The organism is Streptomyces sp. NPDC001594 (assembly GCF_042893675.1).
Lineage (GTDB): Bacteria > Actinomycetota > Actinomycetes > Streptomycetales > Streptomycetaceae > Streptomyces.
The window spans coordinates 403517-424026 of record NZ_JBIAVB010000006.1 but is presented as its reverse complement, the minus strand read 5'-3'; the positions used below and the strand labels follow the sequence as shown (position 1 = coordinate 424026).

Annotated in this window: 21 protein-coding genes and 1 tRNA gene; 12 read left to right on the top strand and 10 right to left on the bottom strand. The window is 73.5% G+C overall.

The annotated features are described in order from the left end of the window. Nucleotide 1: 1 nt before the first annotated feature. The gene (locus tag ACFY0O_RS15760; protein WP_388947254.1) at nt 2-1324 is read right to left on the bottom strand and encodes a tetratricopeptide repeat protein; all 1323 of its coding nucleotides are present in this window, start codon (nt 1322-1324) and stop codon (nt 2-4) included. Between the two features lie 234 nt (nt 1325-1558). Here ACFY0O_RS15760 and ACFY0O_RS15755 point away from each other — a divergent pair, with 234 nt between their 5' ends. Both ACFY0O_RS15755 and ACFY0O_RS15750 read left to right on the top strand, forming a co-directional pair. Further along, a complete protein-coding gene (locus ACFY0O_RS15755) occupies nt 1559-2032 on the top strand; it encodes a hypothetical protein (RefSeq protein ID WP_388947253.1) in 474 nt (157 codons plus the stop codon). 25 nt (nt 2033-2057) lie between these two features. Then, nucleotides 2058-2951 (top strand): spermidine synthase, encoded by an 894-nt coding sequence (locus tag ACFY0O_RS15750; RefSeq protein WP_388947252.1) that lies wholly within the window; start codon nt 2058-2060, stop codon nt 2949-2951. A gap of 4 nt (nt 2952-2955) precedes the next feature. On the opposite strand, the gene ACFY0O_RS15745 is transcribed toward ACFY0O_RS15750, so the two are convergent. Next, nucleotides 2956-3519 carry a hypothetical protein gene (locus ACFY0O_RS15745; protein WP_388947251.1) on the bottom strand — a complete coding sequence of 188 codons (564 nt, stop codon included), beginning with the start codon at nt 3517-3519 and terminating at the stop codon, nt 2956-2958. Nucleotides 3520-3597: 78 nt separating this feature from the next. Between ACFY0O_RS15745 and ACFY0O_RS15740 the strand changes: the two genes are divergently transcribed. The 4 genes from ACFY0O_RS15740 (at nt 3598) to ACFY0O_RS15725 (ending at nt 6897) form a co-directional block, all read left to right on the top strand. Next, nucleotides 3598-4284: a response regulator transcription factor gene (locus ACFY0O_RS15740; RefSeq protein ID WP_388947249.1), complete on the top strand. Its 687-nt coding sequence runs from the start codon at nt 3598-3600 to the stop codon at nt 4282-4284. Then, nucleotides 4281-5693: a sensor histidine kinase gene (locus ACFY0O_RS15735; RefSeq protein WP_388947248.1), complete on the top strand. Its 1413-nt coding sequence runs from the start codon at nt 4281-4283 to the stop codon at nt 5691-5693. The genes ACFY0O_RS15740 and ACFY0O_RS15735 overlap by 4 nt, the downstream gene beginning before the upstream one ends. A gap of 134 nt (nt 5694-5827) precedes the next feature. Beyond that, nucleotides 5828-6502, top strand: coding sequence for an NADPH-dependent F420 reductase (locus ACFY0O_RS15730; RefSeq protein ID WP_388947246.1), 675 nt, complete (start codon nt 5828-5830; stop codon nt 6500-6502). A 95-nt stretch (nt 6503-6597) separates the two neighbouring features. Continuing rightward, entirely contained in the window at nt 6598-6897 is a 300-nt protein-coding gene (locus tag ACFY0O_RS15725; protein WP_358896133.1) for a hypothetical protein, read from the top strand. On the opposite strand, the gene ACFY0O_RS15720 is transcribed toward ACFY0O_RS15725, so the two are convergent. From ACFY0O_RS15720 to ACFY0O_RS15700, 5 genes are all read right to left on the bottom strand, one after another. Continuing rightward, complete coding sequence (locus ACFY0O_RS15720; protein WP_388947244.1) at nt 6894-8153, bottom strand: MFS transporter; 1260 nt, start codon at nt 8151-8153, stop codon at nt 6894-6896. The two genes, ACFY0O_RS15725 and ACFY0O_RS15720, sit on opposite strands and share 4 nt — an antisense overlap. A gap of 172 nt (nt 8154-8325) precedes the next feature. Next, nucleotides 8326-8398 (bottom strand) — tRNA-His (locus tag ACFY0O_RS15715). A 105-nt stretch (nt 8399-8503) separates the two neighbouring features. Beyond that, on the bottom strand, nt 8504-9106 hold the full coding sequence (gene orn, locus ACFY0O_RS15710) for an oligoribonuclease (RefSeq protein ID WP_358896135.1): 603 nt from the start codon (nt 9104-9106) through the stop codon (nt 8504-8506). A gap of 95 nt (nt 9107-9201) precedes the next feature. Beyond that, nucleotides 9202-10374: a helix-turn-helix domain-containing protein gene (locus tag ACFY0O_RS15705; RefSeq protein ID WP_358896136.1), complete on the bottom strand. Its 1173-nt coding sequence runs from the start codon at nt 10372-10374 to the stop codon at nt 9202-9204. 376 nt (nt 10375-10750) lie between these two features. After that, on the bottom strand, nt 10751-11170 hold the full coding sequence (locus ACFY0O_RS15700; RefSeq protein WP_388947242.1) for a hypothetical protein: 420 nt from the start codon (nt 11168-11170) through the stop codon (nt 10751-10753). 357 nt (nt 11171-11527) lie between these two features. On the opposite strand from ACFY0O_RS15700, the gene ACFY0O_RS15695 reads away from it, so the two are divergent. Further along, the gene (locus ACFY0O_RS15695; RefSeq protein ID WP_388947240.1) at nt 11528-12061 is read left to right on the top strand and encodes a universal stress protein; all 534 of its coding nucleotides are present in this window, start codon (nt 11528-11530) and stop codon (nt 12059-12061) included. Nucleotides 12062-12158: 97 nt separating this feature from the next. Further along, nucleotides 12159-12728: an acetate uptake transporter gene (locus tag ACFY0O_RS15690; protein ID WP_388947238.1), complete on the top strand. Its 570-nt coding sequence runs from the start codon at nt 12159-12161 to the stop codon at nt 12726-12728. 94 nt (nt 12729-12822) lie between these two features. Here the strand turns inward: ACFY0O_RS15690 and glmS are convergent, their stop codons facing one another. The 3 genes from glmS to ACFY0O_RS15675 all read right to left on the bottom strand — a co-directional run bounded on the left by glmS (nt 12823) and on the right by ACFY0O_RS15675 (nt 15967). Further along, nucleotides 12823-14640, bottom strand: coding sequence for a glutamine--fructose-6-phosphate transaminase (isomerizing) (glmS, locus tag ACFY0O_RS15685; protein WP_388947236.1), 1818 nt, complete (start codon nt 14638-14640; stop codon nt 12823-12825). A gap of 54 nt (nt 14641-14694) precedes the next feature. Next, nucleotides 14695-14970 (bottom strand): hypothetical protein, encoded by a 276-nt coding sequence (locus ACFY0O_RS15680; protein WP_351885284.1) that lies wholly within the window; start codon nt 14968-14970, stop codon nt 14695-14697. 106 nt (nt 14971-15076) lie between these two features. Continuing rightward, nucleotides 15077-15967 (bottom strand): DUF4429 domain-containing protein, encoded by an 891-nt coding sequence (locus ACFY0O_RS15675; RefSeq protein WP_388947234.1) that lies wholly within the window; start codon nt 15965-15967, stop codon nt 15077-15079. Nucleotides 15968-16031: 64 nt separating this feature from the next. Between ACFY0O_RS15675 and ACFY0O_RS15670 the strand changes: the two genes are divergently transcribed. From ACFY0O_RS15670 to ACFY0O_RS15655, 4 genes are all read left to right on the top strand, one after another. Next, complete coding sequence (locus tag ACFY0O_RS15670) at nt 16032-17654, top strand: beta-N-acetylhexosaminidase (RefSeq protein ID WP_388947232.1); 1623 nt, start codon at nt 16032-16034, stop codon at nt 17652-17654. 103 nt (nt 17655-17757) lie between these two features. Continuing rightward, nucleotides 17758-18234: an SseB family protein gene (locus tag ACFY0O_RS15665; RefSeq protein WP_388947230.1), complete on the top strand. Its 477-nt coding sequence runs from the start codon at nt 17758-17760 to the stop codon at nt 18232-18234. Further along, the gene (locus ACFY0O_RS15660; RefSeq protein WP_388947228.1) at nt 18231-18863 is read left to right on the top strand and encodes a hypothetical protein; all 633 of its coding nucleotides are present in this window, start codon (nt 18231-18233) and stop codon (nt 18861-18863) included. Before ACFY0O_RS15665 ends, ACFY0O_RS15660 begins: the two co-directional genes overlap by 4 nt. After that, the gene (locus ACFY0O_RS15655) at nt 18863-20497 is read left to right on the top strand and encodes a putative T7SS-secreted protein (protein WP_388947226.1); all 1635 of its coding nucleotides are present in this window, start codon (nt 18863-18865) and stop codon (nt 20495-20497) included. Before ACFY0O_RS15660 ends, ACFY0O_RS15655 begins: the two co-directional genes overlap by 1 nt. Nucleotides 20498-20510: the final 13 nt, after the last annotated feature.

Below are 20510 nucleotides of genomic sequence, written 5' to 3'. Positions count from 1 at the left end.
TTCAGGCCTGGGCGTGGCGGGTCAGGAAGGCGCCGACGCGCGGGGAGCGCTGGTGCGGGACCAGGGTGCGGGCGGTGCCGGCCAGCATGGAGCGGATCCGGGTCGACTGGACCTCCGCGAGCAGGTCGAGCACCCGCCCGCCCGCCCAGGCGGCCTCGTCGGGCGCCCCGGCGCGGGCCAGGTCGTCGGCGAGCTCGGCGGTGTACAGGGCCACGTTCCGCGCGAAGTGCGGGTCCTGGAGGTCGGCGGCGCGGCGGGCGTGCCGGGCCGCGCGGGCGTGCTCCCCGAGCGCCGCCCAGCAGCGGGACTCCAGGGACTCCAGCTCGGCCTCGCCGAAGAAGGACATCCACTCCGGGTCGGCGGCGCACGCCCCCCGGGCGAACTCGGTGTGCGCCCGGGTCAGCGCCTCCTCGCAGGCCCGCCGGTCGCCCAGCCCCGACCAGCCGCCCGCCTCCCGCAGCGCCAGCAGCGACAGCAGCCGGGGCGAGCCCAGCGAGCGGGCCGCGCGCCGGCCGGCCTGGGCGGCCCGTACCGACTCGCGGGGGCGGCCGCAGTCCCGGGCGAGGAAGGCCATGTTGCTGAAGGCGTGCGCCTCCAGGCCCGCGTCCCCCGCCACCCGGGCGGTGGCAAGGGCCTCGGCGTAGTGCGAGCGGGCGTCCTCGAAGCGGCCCGAGTCGTGGGCCAGCCAGCCCACCGAGACGGCCAGCTCCCCGGCCCCCGCGTGCAGCCGGTCCTCGGTGGACTGCCGGGTGGCGCCCGCGTCGAGCAGGGCGTAGGCGGTGCGCAGGGGCTGGGCGGCCCGCCGGTAGAGGGCGTCGGCGCCGTGCCGGTCGTCCAGCAGCCGGATCTGGCGCACGGCGTCCTCGACGGCGGCGGCCTCGGCCTCGCCGGCGCGGGTGGGGATGCGGCGGCTGTCGCCGAGCAGGGTGAGGCTGAGCGTCGCGGCCGCCACGGTCGCGGAGCCGCCCGCCATGAACGCGCGGCGCAGCACGTCGCTCTCCTTGGAACGGTGGATGAGGTGGGTGAAGACGGGCGGTGTGGGCAGGGCGCGCTGCGCGGCCCGGCCGCGGACCGCCTCGCGGGGGGAGAAGCCCAGGTCGGCGAGGGTGCGGCCGGGGAACATGTGGAGGAAGACCCGCTCGTAGGCGTAGTTGGGGCAGCGGATCTCGCCCGATTCGACGCGGCCGATGTAGCGGGCGTCGCAGGAAACCGTTTCGCCGATCTCCCGTGCGGACCGTCGCACCATGGCCGCGAACTCGGCCGGGGAGTGTGCTCCGCGCAGCCGCCGGAAGCTGGAGTTGGGTGAGTGGGGTGACGCCGCCATGGACGCTGCCTCTCTGGACACGCTCGCCCCGGAGTCGGGTGCTCCGGCGCGCATGAACGTACCGCCGGCGAGGGCGGCCCCACGCGGTGTTTGGCTACAAAACGGATATCTCACCCGCGATCCGCCATGAACTGCCATCCTTTGCGGCGTCTTGCCGCCGTACCTGTTGACGCTTCGCCGCGTTGAACCCATGCGGATACGGATCGAGGAGTGGTTCCCTTGGTGGAGGCCGGCATGGACAGCATTGGTACGAACACCGCGCCCGAGGCCGGCGCGACCCCGCTCGCCGCTCCGGCCGCGGCCCTGGCCCCGGCCCTGACCCCTGCCCCTGCCCCGGTCCCCTTCCCGGCGCCGGACCTGGTGACGGTCTCGGTCCGCCAGGGGCTGGAGGCCGTGGACATCATCCGCCGGGGTGCCGGGCAGGCCGTGCCCGCGGTCGGTCCGGTCCTGCACGACTGTTCCGGCGACACCCTCGGCTTCCTGGTCCCGCCCGGCACCGCCGACGCCTGGGACCTGCCGGGCAGTGCCTGTACGCAGACCAACGGGCGCGGGATGCGGTTCGGCGATCTGGCCGCCGCGCCCACCGCGGGCGGTACGGGCTGGCTGCTGCCGCCGGAGGCGGTGGGGCCGGTCACCGATCCGGAGGTGCTGCGGGCGGCGCTCGGCGAGGCGGCCCGGCTGATCGAGGCGGCCGACAACTGCCGGTGAAGCTCTGGCCAGCGATAATGGGGGCGTGGCTGGCAAGGGTACGGGCAGGGACAAGGGCAGGAACCGCGACGGGGCCCGGCGGGGCGCCGCCGAACCGGTCGCCGGACCGGTGGGCGGAGGCCTGGCCGAGCTGTCCCCGGACCGCGAGCGCGCCCGCGCCTGGACCCTGCTGATCGACGGTGCCCCGCAGTCCCACGTCGACCTGGACGACCCCGGGCACCTGGACTTCGCCTACCAGCGCCGCATCGGCCACCTGATCGACCTCATCGCCCCCGCCCGGCAGCCCCTGAACGTGGTCCACCTGGGCGGCGGCGCCTTCACCCTGGCCCGCTACACGGCCGCCGCGCGACCCCGCTCCGCGCAGCAGGTGGTGGAGATCGACGCGGCCCTGGTGGCCTTCGTACGGGAGCACCTGCCGCTGGACCCGCAGGCGCGGGTCCGGGTCCGGGCGGTCGACGCGCGGGCGGGGCTGGCGAAGGTCCCCGACGGCTGGGCGGACCTGGTCATAGCGGACGTGTTCAGCGGGGCCCGCACCCCGGCGCACCTGACGAGCGCCGAGTTCCTCGACGACGTGCGCCGGGCGCTGTCGCCCACCGGCTGGTACGTGGCCAACCTCGCCGACGGGCCGCCGCTGACGCACCTGCGGGGCCAGGTCGCCACCGCCGCCTCCCGCTTCGAGCGGCTGGCGCTGGCCGCGGATCCCGTCGTCTGGCGGGGGAAACGTTTCGGCAATGCGGTGCTCGTGGCCTCCGACCGGGAGCTGCCGGTCGCGGAGTTCACCCGCCGCGTGGCGAGCGACCCGCACCCGGGCCGGGTGGAGCACGGCCGGGCCCTGCAGGACTTCACCGGCGGCGCGGCCCCCGTCTCCGACGCCACGGCGACCTCCTCGCCGCGGCCCCCGGCGTCCGTGTTCCGCTAGCGCATCACGGGTCGACGGTCTCCACCGTCGGCGGGTGGTCGTGCCAGGTGCAGAAGACCGACACCTCGCGGCCGTCACGGGTGAAGGTGACCCGGATCCAGAAGTCCTGCTTCCACACCTGGACCCGCCACCCCGCCTCCGGGGTCGCCGAGACCAGGGCGGCGGAGGAGGCGCCGAGGTCGAAGACCACCCGGCCGCCCGAGACCGAGTACCCCTTCACGTTCCCGGACCCGCCCTGCCCGCCGCCTTCCTGGAGCGGGCGCTGCTGCCCGGCCGGCGGGGCGGCGGACTTCGACCGCGCGGGCGCCGAGGGGGAGGCCGGCGGGGAGGAGGAGCCCGGGGCGGAGGCCGAGGGCGGGGCCGGGGGCGAGCCGGACCCGGCCGGCGGCGACGGCACCGGCTCGGGCCCGTGCGTCGAGGAGGACAGCGGCCGGGTCGCCAGCGGAACCGCGAGCGGGGGATCGTAGGCCGTCCCGGACATGACGGTGTGCACGCCCCACCACGACAGGGTCACGGCGGCCGCGGTCGCCACCACCCAGGCCATGGCATGTACAAGTCTTCGTCGCATCAGGGCACATAGTGCACCACACGTCGCAGACCCCTACCGGCACCTCCCGGGGTCGCCCGCATGGACTACCGTGCGCCCATGGCTAGTGTGCTCGTGGTCGAGGACGACCAGTTCGTACGTTCCGCCCTGATCCGGCACCTGACCGCGGCCTCCCACACCGTACGGAGCGTCGGCACGGCGCTGGAGGCGCTGCGCGAGGTCGCCCACCACCGGTTCGACGTGGTCATCCTCGACCTCGGCCTGCCCGACCTCGACGGCTCCGAGGCCCTGAAGATGCTGCGCGGGATCACCGACGTGCCGGTCATCATCGCCACCGCCCGCGACGACGAGGCCGAGATCGTCCGGCTCCTCAACGACGGTGCCGACGACTACCTGACGAAACCGTTCTCCGTCGAGCACCTCTCCGCCCGGATGGCCGCCGTGCTGCGCCGCTCCCAGGCCGCGGCGGCCGGACCGCCCCCGCGGGTGCTGCGCGTCGGCGGGCTCGCCATCGACCCGCTGCGCCGCCAGGCCGAACTCGACGGGACCGTACTGGACCTGACCCGGCGGGAGTTCGACCTGCTGACCTTCCTCGCCGGGCGCCCCGGGGTGGTCGTGGCCCGACGCGAGCTGCTCGCCGAGGTCTGGCAGCAGTCGTACGGGGACGACCAGACCATCGACGTCCACCTGTCCTGGCTCCGCCGCAAACTGGGCGAGACCGCCGCCCGGCCCCGCTACCTGCACACCCTCAGGGGTGTCGGGGTGAAGCTGGAGCCGCCGCTGTGAGATGGGCGCTGGTCAAGGTCTGCCTGGCCGTCACCACCATGGTGGCCGTGGCCTTCGCGGTGCCGCTGGGGCTGGTGGTGCAGGAGATGGCCAGTGACAGGGCCTTCTCCAACGCCGAGCGGCAGGCCGCCACCATGGGGCCCACCCTGTCCATCACCACCGACCCGGTGCAGCTGCGCAAGGCCGTCGAGTCCACCGAGATGGGCGCCGCCCGGCGGATGGCCGTCCACGTCCCCGCCATCGGCGGCGCCGCCCCCGTGGACATCGGCGACGGCTGGGCCGGCCCGCACGCGGTGGCCGAGACCCGCTCCATGGGCCGGGCGACCACCGCCGAGGCGGCCGGCGGGGGCTCCGCCCTGCTCCAGCCCATCGCCCTCGGCTCCGGGGACATCGCCGTCATCGAGATCTACGTACCCGAGAGCGAGGTCAGCAACGGGGTCGCCACCGCCTGGCTGATCCTCGCCGGTGTCGGCCTCGCCCTGGTCGTCGGCTCCGTGGCGGTCGCCGACCGGCTCGGCGCCCGCCTGGTCCGCCCGGCCGAACGGCTCGCGGACGCCGCGCACCAGCTGGGGGAGGGGCGGCTCGGGGCCCGCGTGCCCGAGGCCGGCCCCAAGGAACTCCGCTCGGCGGCCGTCGCGTTCAACTCGATGGCCGACCAGGTCGTCGAACTCCTCGCCAACGAGCGGGAACTCGCCGCCGACCTCTCCCACCGGCTGCGCACCCCGCTGACGGTGCTGCGGCTCAACGCGGCCTCCCTCGGCGACGGCCCGGCCGCCGAGCACACCCGGACGGCCGTGGAGCAGCTGGAGCGCGAGGTCGACACCATCATCCGCACCGCCCGCGAACAGCGCCCGCCGACCGCCACCGCGGCCCCCGCCGGCTGCGACGCCTCCGAGGTGATCCGCGACCGGATGGCCTTCTGGTCCGCGCTCGCGGAGGACGAGGGCCGCGAGGTGCGGCTGGCGGGCGTGGACCGCACGGTACGGGTGCCGGTCGCCCGGGCCGAGCTGGCGGCCGCCCTCGACGCCCTGCTCGGCAACGTCTTCCGGCACACCCCCGAGGCCACCCCCTTCGCCGTCGACGTCCACGACGCGGGGGACGCCGTGATCGTCCTGGTCTCCGACGCGGGGCCCGGCATCGCCGACCCCGACGCGGCCCTGCGGCGCGGCAACGACGGGGCCCGCGACGGCTCCACGGGGCTCGGCCTGGACATCGTGCGCCGGGTCGCGGAATCCACGGGCGGCGACGTACGGCTGGGGCGCTCGGTGCTAGGGGGGACCGAGGTGCGGGTGTGGCTCGCCCTGGACGACCGCGCCCGGCGCCGGGGCCCGGGCGGCCGCCGGGAGCGCCGTGACCGCCGTGCACACAGCAGGCGCAGGGGCGTACGGCCCGACCCCCCGACGGGGTGACGGGCCGCGCCCGGTGCCGTGCCCGTGGAATACCGTACGGTCCGCGCCAGTTGGCGGGCTGTGGGCAGTAGCGCCGCCGCCCGGCCGCATCCCGCGCACGGCTCGTGCCACACCCTTCGGAAAAGGACATCCGCATGCGTTACGCAGTTCTCGGCACCGGAATCGTCGGCCGTACGGTGGCCGCCCGCCTGGCCTCCCTGGGCCACGAGGTGGTGATCGGCACCCGTGACCCGCGGGCCACCCTCGACCGGACGGAGTACGCCGAATGGCAGGAGGCCCACCCCGCGGTGGGCCTCGCCGCCTTCCCGGAGGCCGCACGGCACGGCGAGACCCTGGTCAACGCCACCGGCGGACGGGTCAGCGTCGAGGCGCTGACCGAGGCCGACGCCGCCCACCTCGACGGCAAGGTCCTCGTCGACATCGCGAACCCGCTGGACTTCTCCCACGGCTTCCCGCCCCGCCTGGACCCGGTCGGCGACGACAGCCTCGGCGAGCTGATCCAGCGCACCTTCCCCCAGCTGCGGGTGGTCAAGACCCTCAACACCATGAACTGCCAGATCATGGTCGACCCCGCCCGGGTCCCCGGCGAGCACACCGTCTTCCTCTCCGGCGACGACTCCGACGCGAAGAAGGCCGTCCACGCCCTGCTGGCCTCCTTCGGCTGGCCGGACGCGTCGATCATCGACCTCGGCGGCATCGAGACCGCACGCGGCACGGAAATGCTCCTGCCGGTGTGGCTGCGCCTGATGGGGACCCTGGGGCACGCGGACTTCAACTTCCACATCCAGACGGCGCGCCCCTCCTCCTGACCCGGCCCCGGCCCCGGACCCCGCCCGGACGGGGGCGCAGATGTTGCCGCGCCCCCGGCCCGTGCGGAGGGTGGGGGTGATGGAGGGAGCCGCACATGAGGGTGATGCTCAGGGCCCACCTGGACACGGCCGCCAGCAACGAGGCCATCAAGACCGGGGCCCTCGTCCAGGCCATGCGCAAGTTCATGGAGCGGGTCCGCCCGGAGGCCGCCTACTTCGGCCTCCACGAGGGCGTGCGCTCCTGCTGGATCGTCTTCGACCTCCAGGACAGCGCCCAGACGCCGCTGCTGACCTGGGACCTGTTCAGCCGCTTCCACGCCGAGGTCGAGATCACCCCGGTCACGACGGGGGAGGAACTGGCCGAGATCCTCACCGAGGTCCGCTCCCTGGCCTAGGCCGTCTCCGCCTGGAGCCCGTCCCGCCGGAGCCGGCCGCCCGCCGTGAGGGCCAGTGCCGCCGAGGCGGTCACCGCGGCGCAGGACACGGCGAACGCCGCCCGGTGGCCGTACGCGGCGGCCAGGGGGCCGGACGCCGCCGCGGCCAGGGCCTGGCCGACGATCAGGCCGCTGCCCACCACCGTCATCGCCTCGCCCATCCGCAGCTCCGGTCCGGTCCGTTCCACCAGCCCGAACAGGGCGATCAGGTGCGGGGCCACCGCCAGCCCGATCCCGGCGACGGCCGCGGCCGCCCCCCAGGGCCCGGTCACCGCGAGCAGCGGCAGGGTGAGCACCGCCTGGAGCCCGATCGTCCACCGCAGCCGCGTCACCAGGTCCGCCGACCCGGGCCGGGCCACCGTCACGACACCGGCCGCCGAACTGGTCACCGCCATCGCCGCCCACACCAGCCCGGCCGTACCGCCCTGGCCCAGGGACTTCGCGAGGGCGTTCACCCCCGTGTTGGCCCCGCTCCACGCGGCCCCCTGGAGCACGGCCAGCGCGAACAGCAGGGCCAGCCCCGGCGACCACAGCCGTACGCCGGCCCGCGCGCCCTGCCCCGCCAGCGGCCCGGGCGCGCTGGGGTGCAGGGCGAACAGGGTCCCGAACACCAGGATCAGGACCGCGGCCAGCACCAGCGCCGAGGCCGGGTGCACGGTCACCGCGAGGATCCCGGCCAGCGCGGGCCCCACCATGAAGGAGGCCTCGTCGAGGGTGGTGTCGAAGGACAGCGCCGACCCCAGCAGCGCCCGGTCGGGGCCGGCCAGCCGCGCCCAGCGGGCCCGAGCCAGCGGCCCCACCTGCGGAACGGTCAGCCCGGCCGCGACGGCGAGCCCGATCCGGGCGGCCAGCGGCAGCCCGCCCAGGACGGCGCAGACGAGCAGGGCCAGGACCAGGCCGTTCGCGGCGCAGGCGGCCAGCAGGACCGGGCGGTGGCCGCGCCGGTCGGCGAGCCGGCCGATCACCGGGCCGCCCAGGGCCTGGCCCAGCCAGAGGGCGGCGGCCACGGTCCCGGCGTCGCCGATCCCGTCGCGGTCGTTGATGAGCAGCAGCGTTCCGATGGGGCAGAGCGCGGCGGGGAGCCGGGCGAGGAACGCGTACACGGGCAGGGCCGTGCCGCCGTGCGCGAACACCCCGCGGAACCCGGCCGCCGCGGGCGCGGGCCCGGACCCTGGATCGGACGTCTGCGACGTCCGGGACGTCTTCGGTGCGGACATGGGGCAACCTCCAGCCGCACGCCGACCCTCCCGTGTCTCCGGCGCGCACCGTTGCCCGTTGCCGTGGACGTTAGCCCGGCCGGCGCCGGCCGGGAACCCCTGCCGGACCCGAGCCGTAGCCGAAAACGCGGAAGGCCCCGGTCCGCTTTCGCGTACCGGGGCCTTCCCACAGGGTGAGTGACGGGACTCGAACCCGCGGCCACCTGGACCACAACCAGGTGCTCTACCAACTGAGCTACACCCACCATGTCCGGTCGTGGAACGACCGGCCGAAGAAAAGGGTACAGGGTCCGGGAGGGTGCTCGCTCCCCCCTTTCCCCGCACCCCTTCCGGCGGCGCCGCGGGCGCTCCTACTCGCCGGCGACCACGTGCTTGGCGGCGATGGCCTTGGCGGTGTCCGAGTCCGGACCCGGCTGCGGGACGAAGACCGCCTCGCGGTAGTACCGCAGCTCGGCGATGGACTCCTTGATGTCCGCGAGCGCCCGGTGGTTGCCGTTCTTCGGCGGGCTGTTGAAGTACGCCCGCGGGTACCAGCGGCGCGCCAGCTCCTTGACCGAGGACACGTCGACGATCCGGTAGTGCAGGTGGCCCTCCAGCGCCGGCATGTCGCGCGACAGGAAGCCGCGGTCGGTGCCGACGGAGTTCCCGCACAGCGGCGCCTTGCGCGGCTCCTTGACGTGCTCACGCACATACGCCAGGACCTGCGCCTCGGCGTCGGCCAGGGTCGTTCCGCCGGCCAGCTCGTCGAGCAGGCCGGAGGCGGTGTGCATCTCGCGCACCACGTCCGGCATGTTCTCCAGGGCCGCGTCCGGCGGGCGGATCACGATGTCCACGCCTTCGCCGAGCACGTTGAGCTCCGAGTCGGTGACCAGCGCGGCCACCTCGATAAGTGCGTCGTCCGTCAACGAGAGCCCGGTCATCTCGCAGTCGATCCACACCATGCGATCGTTCATGCGCCCCACCTTATGCCGAAGGCCCCCCGCGGTGGTGTCCGGCCGATGCGGGGGGCCTTCGTCATGCGTCTTCCGGATGGTCCGGACGGCGGCGGCTACGCGTGTTCGCGCAGCACCCGGCCCGGGGCGTACAGCTCCGTCACGCTCGGACCGGACGCGGCCAGGGCCGCCGCGGCCCGCTGGGGCTGCGGGGTCCGCTGGTGCGGCAGCGACGTCCCGGAGATCTCCGACACGGGGGACACGTCGGCCTGCGGCCGGCGCGCCCGGTAGGCGGAGCGGTAGGCGGCCGGGGAGGATCCCAGCTGCCGGCGGAAGTGGCCGCGCAGGGCGACCGGCGAGCGGAAGCCGCAGCGTCCGGCGACCTCGTCGACCGAGTAGTCGGAGGTCTCCAGCAGCCGCTGCGCCTGGAGCACCCGCTGGGTGATCAGCCACTGGAGCGGCGCGCTGCCGGTGAGCGAGCGGAAGCGCCGGTCGAAGGTGCGCCGGCTCATGTAGGCGCGGGCGGCCAGCGTCTCCACGTCGAACTGCTCGTGGAGGTGCTCCAGGGCCCAGGCCACGACCTCGGCGAGCGGGTCGGCGCCGATCTCCTCGGGCAGCGACCGGTCGAGGTAGCGCTCCTGGCCGCCGGTGCGGCGCGGCGGGACGACGAGCCGGCGGGCCAGCGCACCGGCCGCCTCGCTGCCGTGGTCCGTGCGCACGATGTGCAGGCACAGGTCGATTCCGGCCGCGGTGCCCGCGGAGGTCAGCACGTCGCCGTCGTCGACGAACAGCTCGCGCGGGTCGACGTGGACGGACGGGTAGCGCTTGGCCAGCGTCGGCGCGTACATCCAGTGCGTCGTCGCGGGCCGGCCGTCCAGTAGTCCGGCGGCGGCGAGCACGAACGCACCTGTGCACAGGCCGACGATCCGGGCGCCCTCCTCGTGCGCCAGCCGCAGGGCGTCGAGCGCCTCCGGCGGCGGCGGGGAGGTGATGGAGCGCCAGGCCGGGACGACGACCGTGCCCGCCCGGGCGATGGCCTCCAGCCCGTACGGCGCGCTCAGTTCGAGCCCGCCGGTGGTCCGCAGCGGACCGTCCTCACCGGCGCACACGAGCAGCCGGTAGCGCGGAACTCCGGCGTCCTGGCGGTCGATGCCGAACACGGACAGCGGAATGGAACTTTCGAAGATCGGCCCGCCGCTGAACAGCAGCACCGCGACGATCTCCCTGCGGCGACGCCCCGCGAGCTTCCTGCCCGCGTCGGCGATGACTGCGGTGGAATCCTGGCTCATGGCGCTAAGCCCCCCTTGGGTGTCGCGACTCCTTGGTCTGGTCGCACCTGCACGTTTCCCCTCGGCCTTGCACGTGGATCCCCCGCCGTAAATACATGATCGAATCTACTGCGTCCCGTGGTGTCGGCGTGACAAGTTCAGCACGCAGCGCTATGTCGACTTGGCAACTTGGCGAAAAGCATTCGATCAGGAAGCGTTCCACTCCGCTACCCGCACGGGAACCTCGCGATCCGGTCGTGGCCAGTACCCATGGGGTGTTTTCGCCCCCTTCGCTCTGTCGTCGCTGGTGGTAGGGGGGTTGGGGTGACATTCCGGCAAGGGAAGCGTTCAGTCCGGAAGTTGGCTGAAAACAGCCGGGTGTGTACGTGCGAATCGGTCAGTCGTGAGGGGAAGGGCCCAGGGGGCCGTGACAGCCGCGGTGGGTGCCGGACCCGCTGCGGGAGTGCCGGCCGCGGTGCCCGTGCGCGAGCGGCTCCTCCGCCGCCACCCGGGCCGCGGCCCGCCCCGCCTTCTCGGAGTGCCGCAGCAGCACCCGGCACGCGGCGGTGACGGCGGCCAGCCCCAGTGTGGCCACGGCGGCCCCGCCGTACGAGGTCCCGTAGACCACCAGGACCACCGGCACGAGCAGGCAGCTGAAGGCGGCCCAGCGCACCACGTCACCCGCGGGGTCGTCATGCGGCCGGCCCGAGCCGGACCGCACGGACGGGTGAAGCGGATAGGGGCGCCCGGAGGCGGCGGACGGGGTCGGCGGAGCGGGCTGGGCGGGCGGGGCGGGGTGAACCGGATGGCCGGGCACGGCGTACTCCCTGCGGGTTCTTCCTGGACGGTCGGACTCCTGTCCAACGCCCGCGCGCAGGTCCCGGTCACTGCGCGCACGGGTGGCGCGAGGGCCTTCCGTCACTGGCTGTAGGGGCCAGCGGCCATTGCCAAGGGAGCTCCGCTCCGGCATGCTCCCTTGGACGCTCTCCAAGGGCGGCATGCCCTGTGCAGGACGGGAGTGTCGCCGTACCCTGGTGGTAAGGGCTTGGAAAGATGCTTCCTGGACAGAGCTCCGTCACGCAGCGTCGCCGAAACGCCCGCCTCGTCGTCAGAAAGCCCGAGTCGCCGAAACCGCCCCTGTCGCTTCCCCCGAGGACTTTTCGCCGAGACACCCATGGCCGGTCACGAATTCTTCGAACCCGCGGACCGCAAGCGCAAGCACCACATCGCCGATTCCGTATCGAGCGACCTGCGCGCGGTGGAACAGACACGTCTGCCCTGCGACCCTGCCTTCCGGCACGGCGTGGTGGTGGGCTTCGACGGCTCCACGTCCAGTGAGCGCGCCCTCGCCTACGCGATCGGCATGGCCCGGCGTTCCGGCTCCGGCCTGATCATCGTGCACGTGGCGAACCGGCTCCCCACCACGGTGTGGGCCGGCTGCGAGCCCCCGGTCTTCGTGGACGTGCCGGACCACCGCACCGAGGTGCTGGGGCTGGAACTGGCCTGCGCGGACTACCTCTCCGAGGTGCCGTGGATCCTGGTGGAACGGGGCGGGGACATCTGCCACGAGCTGGAGGAGGTCGGCCGGGAGTACTCGGCGGACGCCATCGTGGTGGGTTCCACCCACGGCCTGGTCGGGCGCGTCTTCGGCTCGGTGGCGGGGCGTCTGGCCAAGCGGGCGCAGCGACCCGTCGTTGTCATTCCGTGACCCTCTGTATTCCGGTTGTGCGGTTGTGAACCCACGTAAAGGGTAGATAAGTGCTGCTGGGACGCAGCAAACAACTGCAGATCGAAGGGAGCCCGCCGTGGACAATGGTGTCTCTGCGGGAAGCACGGCTTCGACTTCGACCCTGGGGAACATCGCCCTGGGTCTCACCCTTCTCGCGTTCGGTATCGGCCACACCGGCGTCCTCTCCGGTGTCACCGCCGCCAACTCCGTGTCGCTCGCGATGTACGTCGGCGGAGCGGCCCTCTTCCTCCTCGGCCTCCTCGAGTTCCGGGGCGGCAACGGGTTCAACGGCACCGCGTTCGCGGGCCTGGGCGTCTTCTGGTTCACCTGGGCCAAGGGCGCGGGGGCCACGGTGTCCCACGAGGCCGCCGGAACGTTTCTGGTCCTCTTCGCGATGCTCGCGCTGACCCTCGCGCTCGCCGCCGCGAGCGGTGTGTTCGGGCAGGGCGTCTACGGGCTGCTCACCCTCGCCCTGGTCCTGCTCGCCATAGGCGCCTTCGCGGACAGCGCGGCCCTGGCGAAGGCCGGCGGCTGGGTCGCGGCCGTGTCCGGTCTGCTGGCCTGGTACGGGGCGACGGCCTCGCTGGCGCACTGGCCGATGGCCCTCGGCAGGTCGGCCGGAAGGGGTGCGGTCGCGGCGGGCTGAACCCCGCCCGCACCGCGGGCGCAACGGGCAGGGGCGCCACCGGAGTTACCGGTGGCGCCCCTGTCGCGTGCTGCGGGCGGTGCGGGGTCGGGTCCTACTCGACCGTGACCGACTTCGCCAGGTTGCGCGGCTTGTCGATGTCCCGGCCCAGGGCCAGGGCGGTGTGGTAGGCCAGCAGCTGGAGCGGGATGCCCATCAGGATCGGGTCCAGCTCGTCCTCGTTCTTGGGGACGAGGACGGTGTGGTCGGCCTTCTCCTGCATCCGGTGGGCGACCGCCAGGATCCGGCCGCTGCGGGCCTTGATCTCTTCCAGCGCCGCGCGGTTCTTCTCCAGCAGGTCGTCGTCGGGGACGATCGCGACCGTCGGCATCGCCGGCTCGATGAGCGCGAGCGGGCCGTGCTTGAGCTCGGAGGCCGGGTAGGCCTCGGCGTGGATGTAGGAGATCTCCTTGAGCTTGAGGGAGGCCTCCAGGGCCACCGGGTAGCCGCGGACCCGGCCGATGAACATCATCGACTTGGCCTCGGCGTACTCGGCCGCCAGCTTCTTGATGTCCTCCTCGCCCTCCAGGATCTCCTGGATCTGGCCGGGGAGCTTGCGCAGGCCCTCGATGATCCGCTTGCCGTCGGCGACGGACAGGTCGCGGATGCGGCCCAGGTGCAGGGCGAGCAGGGCGAAGGCGGTGACGGTGTTCGTGAAGCACTTGGTGGACACGACGCAGACCTCGGGGCCGGCGTGCACGTACACGCCGCCGTCGGCCTCGCGGGCGATGGCGGAGCCGACCACGTTGACCACGCCGAGGACGCGGGCGCCCTTGCGCTTGAGCTCCTGCACCGCCGCGAGCACGTCGTAGGTCTCACCGGACTGGGAGACGGCGATGTAGAGGGTGTCGGGGTCCACGACCGGGTTGCGGTAGCGGAACTCCGAGGCCGGCTCGGCGTCGGCGGGGATGCGGGCGAGGCTCTCGATGAGGCCGGCGCCGATCATGCCCGCGTGGTACGAGGTGCCGCAGCCGAGGATCTTGACCCGGCGGATGCCGCGCGCCTCGCGCGGGTCCAGGTTCAGGCCGCCCAGGTGCACGGTGGAGAAGCGGTCGTCGATCCGGCCGCGCAGCACGCGGTCGACCGCGTCGGGCTGCTCGGAGATCTCCTTGTGCATGTAGGTGTCGTGGCCGCCCATGTCGTAGGAGGCGGCCTCCCACTCCACGGTCTCGGGCGTGGCGGTGGTCGTCGTGCCGCTGGTGGTGTAGGTGCGGAAGTCGTCGGCCTTGAGGGTGGCCATCTCGCCGTCGTCGAGGGTGACGACCTGGCGGGTGTGGGCGACGAGCGCGGCGACGTCCGAGGCGACGAACATCTCCTTCTCGCCGATGCCGAGGACGACCGGGGAGCCGTTGCGGGCGACGACGATGCGGTCGGCGAAGTCGGCGTGCATGACGGCGATGCCGTAGGTGCCCTCGACGACCTTGAGCGCCTCGCGGACCTTCTCCTCCAGGGTGACGGCCTGGGAGCGGGCGATCAGGTGGACGAGCACCTCGGTGTCGGTCTCGGAGACGAAGACCACACCGTCGGCCTCCAGCTTGGCGCGGAGCTCGGCGGCGTTGTCGACGATGCCGTTGTGGACGACCGCGACCTTGTTCTCGGCGTCCAGGTGGGGGTGCGAGTTGATGTCGCTCGGCGCGCCGTGGGTGGCCCAGCGGGTGTGGGCGATGCCGGTGGTGCCGGCGAAGCGCTTGGGGACGCGGGACTCCAGGTCGCGGACGCGGCCCTTGGCCTTGACGACCTTCAGGGCCGCCGACTTCGGGCTGTTGACGACGATGCCCGCCGAGTCGTAGCCGCGGTATTCCAGCCGCTGGAGGCCTTCCAGCAGCAGTGGTGCCACGTCGCGCTTGCCGATGTAACCGACGATTCCGCACATACGGTTTTGCCCCTCCTGAAGTTCGGTGTCCGTGCCCGGAGACGATGCGGCGCCTCAGCCGTAGACGATGCGGCGCAGCTGCCGGAGCGAGAGCTCCGGGGGCGCCACGGCGCGGTGCGGCAGTTCCGCCGCGATCCGCTCGAAGATCTCCGCGTTGACCGACCCGCCGGACTGCAGCTCGCGGTGGCGGCGACGGACGAACTCCTCGGTCGTCTCGTCGAAGTACGCGAGCACGTCGAGCACCACCCGGGCGGCCTCGCCGCGCTGCAGCGCGGTGGTGCGTACCAGGTGGTCGACGAGTTCGTCATGGGACGGTCGGCGATCGAGCACCAGTAGATATTGACGGTCCAAGGGGTGGAACGCAAAAATCCTGCCCGGAATCGGGCAGGATCATGCTGGTCTGGACCAGGGAATGGATGATTCCGGCCGCGTTCGGTTAGAAACCGCCCAGAATGGCGGCCTTCGCCGCCGAGAACTCCTCCGCCGTGAGGACCCCGCTCCGGTGCAGCTCTCCCAGCTCGCGCAGCCGGCGCAGCAGGGTGTCGTGGTCGGCCGGCTCGCCCGCGAGGGCCGGGGCCGCGTCCGCGAGGGGGAGCGCGGCGGGGGCCGCCGGCGCCGGGGCCGGGGCGGCCGGATGGGGCATCCGCACCGCCACGGCCGCCGCGACCAGGGCCATCAGCGGGTCCTTCTTGAAGCCGAAGAGCTCCACGGTGTACGGGTCGTACTTGGGCGCGGCGGCCGGCGGGGCACCCCTGAGGGTGAACCGCAACCAGCCGTTCTCCAGCCCCTTCGACGGGGCCCACTCCACCGCCCGCACGTCCGCGACCCGGAACTCGCGCGCACCGCCCGAGGCCTTCGCCTCCTCGGTGGTCCAGTTCCAGTCGAGCACCACCCGGTCGCCGTCGAAGGCGGCCGTCCCGTCGCCCGCGCCGACCGAGATCGGCACCGCCGGGCCCGGAAGCAGATAGGCGTCCGAGGGGCCGGGATCCACCTGCTCCAGCAGCAGCGCATGGCGCACCTCGTCCACGAAGTACTCCGCCACCCCGGTCCGGTCCGGCTCCACGCCCAGCCGGTACGGGTCCGAGGACTCCGGCAGCCGTCCGCCCGTCACCTGCAGCAGCGGGTCCGCGCCGTCCCGCAGGCGCAGCCGCAGCCGGCCCGACTTGCGGCCCGGCTCGTAACTGATCCCCCCGATCGCCCGCAGCGGCACGACCACCTCGCCGAGCTGCTGCCGCAGCAGTCCCACCCCCTTGTCGCGGCCCGGCACGATGCGCACCGTGTCCCCGTCGAAGGTCCAAGTACCGTCCTTCTGGATGATTTCCGCCATCCGGGAATTCTCCCATCGGCTCCACGGGGTCCGGCTGGAGGCCGTCTGGCCTATACCTGGGCGCATGAGAGTCCTGCGCCGCACGCTCGGCACCCTCGTGGTCCTGGCCGCCGTCTCCGCCGCCTCCGCCTGCACCGCCGCGCACGGGGACGACGCGAAACCGGCCGCCGCCGCCGTCCTCACCCCCTACGGGCGGCTCCTGCCGGCGCCCTCGTCCGTACGGGCCGAGGGGCCCGGCTACGCCTTCGGGGCGGGCACGGTCGTGCGTGCGGGAGGGCCGGGCGCCCCCGAGGAGGTCCGGCGGGTCGGTGAGCTCCTCGCGGAGGGGCTGCGCGGGCCGACGGGGCTGCCGCTGCCGGTGGTGGACGGGTCGGGCGGCGGCGACGGCGGGGACGGCGACGGCGGCGACGGCGGCGACGGGGTGCGGCTGCGGCTGGACGGCGGGGCCGCGGACCTGGGGGAGGAGGGCTACCGGCTCCGGACCACCGCCACGGGCGTCACCCTCACCGCCCGCACCCCGGCCGGCCTCTTCCACGCGGGCCAGACGCTGCGGCAATTGCTGCCGGTGCGGGGCGCGGGGACGGTCCCGGGCGGCACGGTGACGGACACCCCGCGCTTCGCCTACCGCGGCGCCATGATCGACGTCGCCCGGCACCACTTCCCCGTCGAGCAGGTGAAGCGGTACGTCGACCAGCTCGCCCAGTACAAGATCAACACCCTGCACGTGCACCTCACCGACGACCAGGGCTGGCGGATCGCCGTCGACTCCTGGCCCCGGCTCGCCGAGTACGGCGGCGCGAGCGAGGTCGGCGGCGGCCCCGGCGGCTCCTGGTCCAAGGACGACTACCGCGCACTGGCCGCCTACGCGGCGGACCGCTACGTCACCCTCGTACCGGAGATCGACATGCCGGGCCACGTCAACGCCGCCCAGGCCGCCTACGGCGAGCTGACCTGCGACGGCAAGGCGCCCGCCCGCTACACCGGGACCAAGGTCGGCTTCAGCTCCCTGTGCGTGGGCAAGGAGCGCACGTACGAGTTCATCGACGACGTCCTCGGCGAACTCGCCGCCCTCACCCCCGGCCCCTACCTCCACATCGGCGGCGACGAGGCCCACTCCACCCCGGCGGCCGACTACGCGAGGTTCATGGACCGGGCCCAGGCGGTGGTGGCCCGGCACGGCAAGACGGTGATGGCCTGGCACCAGCTCGCCTCGGCCCGCCCGGCACCGGGCGCGGTCCTCCAGTACTGGGGCCACGACCGGACCCCGGCCGCGGAGAAGGCGGCGGTGGCGGCGGCCGCCAGGGCGGGCCACCGCCTGGTCCTCTCCCCGGCGGACCACGCCTACCTCGACATGAAGTACGACAGGCAGACCGGCCCGGGTCTGGCCTGGGCCGGATACGTCCCCGCCCCGCGCGCCTACGCCTGGAACCCGGGCTCCTACCTCCCCGACGTCCCCGAGTCGGCGGTCCTGGGCGTGGAGGCCCCGCTCTGGACGGAGACCATCTCCACCCGCGCCGACTGGGAACTGATGGCCTTCCCCCGCCTCCTCAGCCTCGCGGAACTCGCCTGGTCCCCCGCCACCGCCCTCTCCTGGCCCGCCCACCGCGAACGCCTCGCCGCCCAGGGCCCCCGCCTGGACGCCCAGGACATCACCTACTACCGCGCCCCGGAGGTGCCGTGGCCTTAGGCCGCCTCTTCCGTCCGAGGGCCCGGCCGCGGCGGGGCGGGCCCGTGCGACGATCTGTCCGGCTGACGCACCGGTCGGCGTGCACCGAAGAGGGGGGCAGCGGATGGGATTTGACGAGGAGTGGGCCCAGCTGCGTACGGCGGCGGCCGAGCGGCTGGCCGAGCGGGACGGAGCGGCGCCGCTCGCGGAAGCCGCCGCCCCCGCGGCCGTGGCGGATCCGTCGGACGCGGCGCGGGAGGCCGCCGAGGAACGTCTGGCCGAGTTCCGGCGCGGGGTGGTTCTGGTGCCGCTCGACGGGCGGGGCGGGCTGTGGACCGTCGGGCTCGGGGGGCTGGACTGGATCTGCGCGTTCTCGGGAGAGGAGACGCTGGCCCGGTTCGCCGAGGCGCGGGGCGAGGCGGCGCAGGAGTGGGTGTTCCGGCGGGTGATCGGGGCGCGGCTGCTGGACGAGGTGGTTCCGGCGCTCGGCTTCCCCTGCGGGGTGGCCCTGGACGCGGCCGGGCCCGGCGGGGCCGTGTTCCCGCCGCTGCGCGGGATCGTGCCCGACGCGGCCGCGCTGGACGGGGAGGGGGCGGCGTGAGCGGGGACGGGCCCGACCTCGACGTCTCGAAGCAGGCGTTGGGACAGATCGCCGAAGGGATCACGAAGACCCTGGCCGAGCTCAGGGAGCTCGGGATGGTCGGCACGGCCGGTATGGGCCGGGGCTTCTCGGACCTGTCCCTGTCCGGCATGGAGACGGGGCACGAGGGGCTGACGTCGGCGTTCGGGGCGTTCTGCGAACGCTGGGAGTGGGGCGTGCGCTCGCTGGTCCAGCAGGGCAACGACTTCGCCGCGAAGGTGGGCCTGTCGGCCGGTCTGATGCACGAGCAGGACCAGTACGTCCAGGGAGGGTTCAAGGTGCTGGCCAACTCGGTCATGGGCAACCCGTACGCCTCCGAGGACGACGTCACCAAGAAGGGCTGGGGGGACGTACTGGCCGACAACCCCTACACCCAGATCCGGGACGCGGACTACAGCCCGGGCTCCTTCGCGCAGGCCGACAAGAACATCGAGGAGGCCTGGAAGGGGACGGTCCGGGACGTGAACAGTTCCAAGGTCCTGCTGCCCAACCAGCTCGTCGACGCCGCCGGCCTGCGCCACCAGGTGGACGGGATGGTCGACGGCTGGGTCGGGCCCGCGCCCGAACCCGGCAAGGGCGGTGAGCGCTGATGCCGGACTGGGGAGGGCTGGTCGACCGGGGCCTGGAGAAGGTGGAGGACGGCTGGGACGCCACCAAGAAGGCCGTCGGCGAGGGGGTGGGCAAGGCCGCCCACGGCGTCGGCGACGTCCTGGACACGGTGGGGGCGCACGACTGGGCGGACAAGGTCGACGACTGGGGTGACGACGTCGCCTCCGACCTGGGCGCGACGGTGGGCGAGCAGCAGCTCGGCCAGACCCGGCAGGCCGACGAGCTCGTCCACGGCAAGCCGGCGGTGATCCAGGAGTCGGTCTCCCACCTCATGGAGTTCCAGGCGGCCTTCGACCGGGTCGGCCAGGGCATGAGGGCGCTGGACTCCGGCCACTGGAAGGGGGCGGCGGCGGACGCGTTCCGCGAGAAGTTCGCGATGCACCCGGCCGACTGGCTCCACGCGTCCGACGCCTGCCGGGCCGCCGCCGACGCCCTCAGGTACTACGGGGAAACCGTGCACTGGGCGCAGGAGCAGGCAGGGCAGGCGATCGAGCTGTACGAGCAGGGGGTGAAGGCGAGGAAGGAATGGGCGGAGGCGTACAAGACCAAGGCCGCCGCCTACACGGCGGCCGTCCGGGCCGGCCACGACCCCGGGGCCTGCCCGACGCCCGGTGAGGATCCGGGCGAGGCGGCGCGCGTCCGGGCGCAGGAGATCCTCGCGGAGGCCCGCCGCCAGCGCGACGACGCCGCGGCCACGGCGCAGCAGGCCGTCAGCACCGCCACGGAGAAGGCCCCGGCCATGCCGTCGGCGTCCGACCGGGCGTGGGGCACCTTCGTCGACTACGAGGCCGGACAGGCGGTGGAGCTGAACCACTTCATGGGCGGCGTGCTGAAGGGCACGGCGGGCACGCTGAACTTCGCCCGCGGCCTGAACCCCTACGACGCCTACAACGTGACGCACCCGGCCGAGTACGCGCAGCACGTGAACATGACCCTGGCGGGCCTGATCTCCACGGCCGTCCACCCGGAACGCGTCCCGGGCGCGCTCCTGGAACCCTTCAAGGACGACCCGAGCGAAGGCTTCGGCCGCCTGGTCCCGGAACTCCTCGGAACGAAGGGCATGGGCGGCGCCAAGGTGGGTGTGCGGGTGGCGGAAGCGGCGGCCGCCAAGCCGTCCGCGTGGTCGCATCTGGCGAAGCCGGCGGAGGGGGTCGCGGAGCGGAGGGCGATTCACGCCGACAGCGTCACGGGCAAGGAGGCGAAGAAGTTCCTGAACGACCAGTACCCGTGGATGAAGGAGGTGAACCACACCGGCCAGCCGGGCTATGAGTACAACTGCACGCACAACGTCGTGACCGTCGACAAGCGGTTGGACGGCGTGGAGGTCTCGGCTGCTCCTAAGACGCAAGCGGGTGACATACCGTACAAGGAGCTCGGGGTGGAACCGAGCGCGAAGAAGGTCGTCAGCAGCTATGACGACATCATCAAGGACCTGGAGCAGCGAGGAGAGGGCTCACGGAGCGTGGTCGCCATCTCTCGTCACGGAATGCCAGGGCATGTCTTCAACGCCGTGAACACCCCTCACGGAGTGGTCTTCTTGGACGGACAGACCGGCACCCTGGCCAAACTCGAAACGCAGAACATCAGCGAAATCGCCCACGTCCCCTACAAATAGCGCCGTCAGGAAT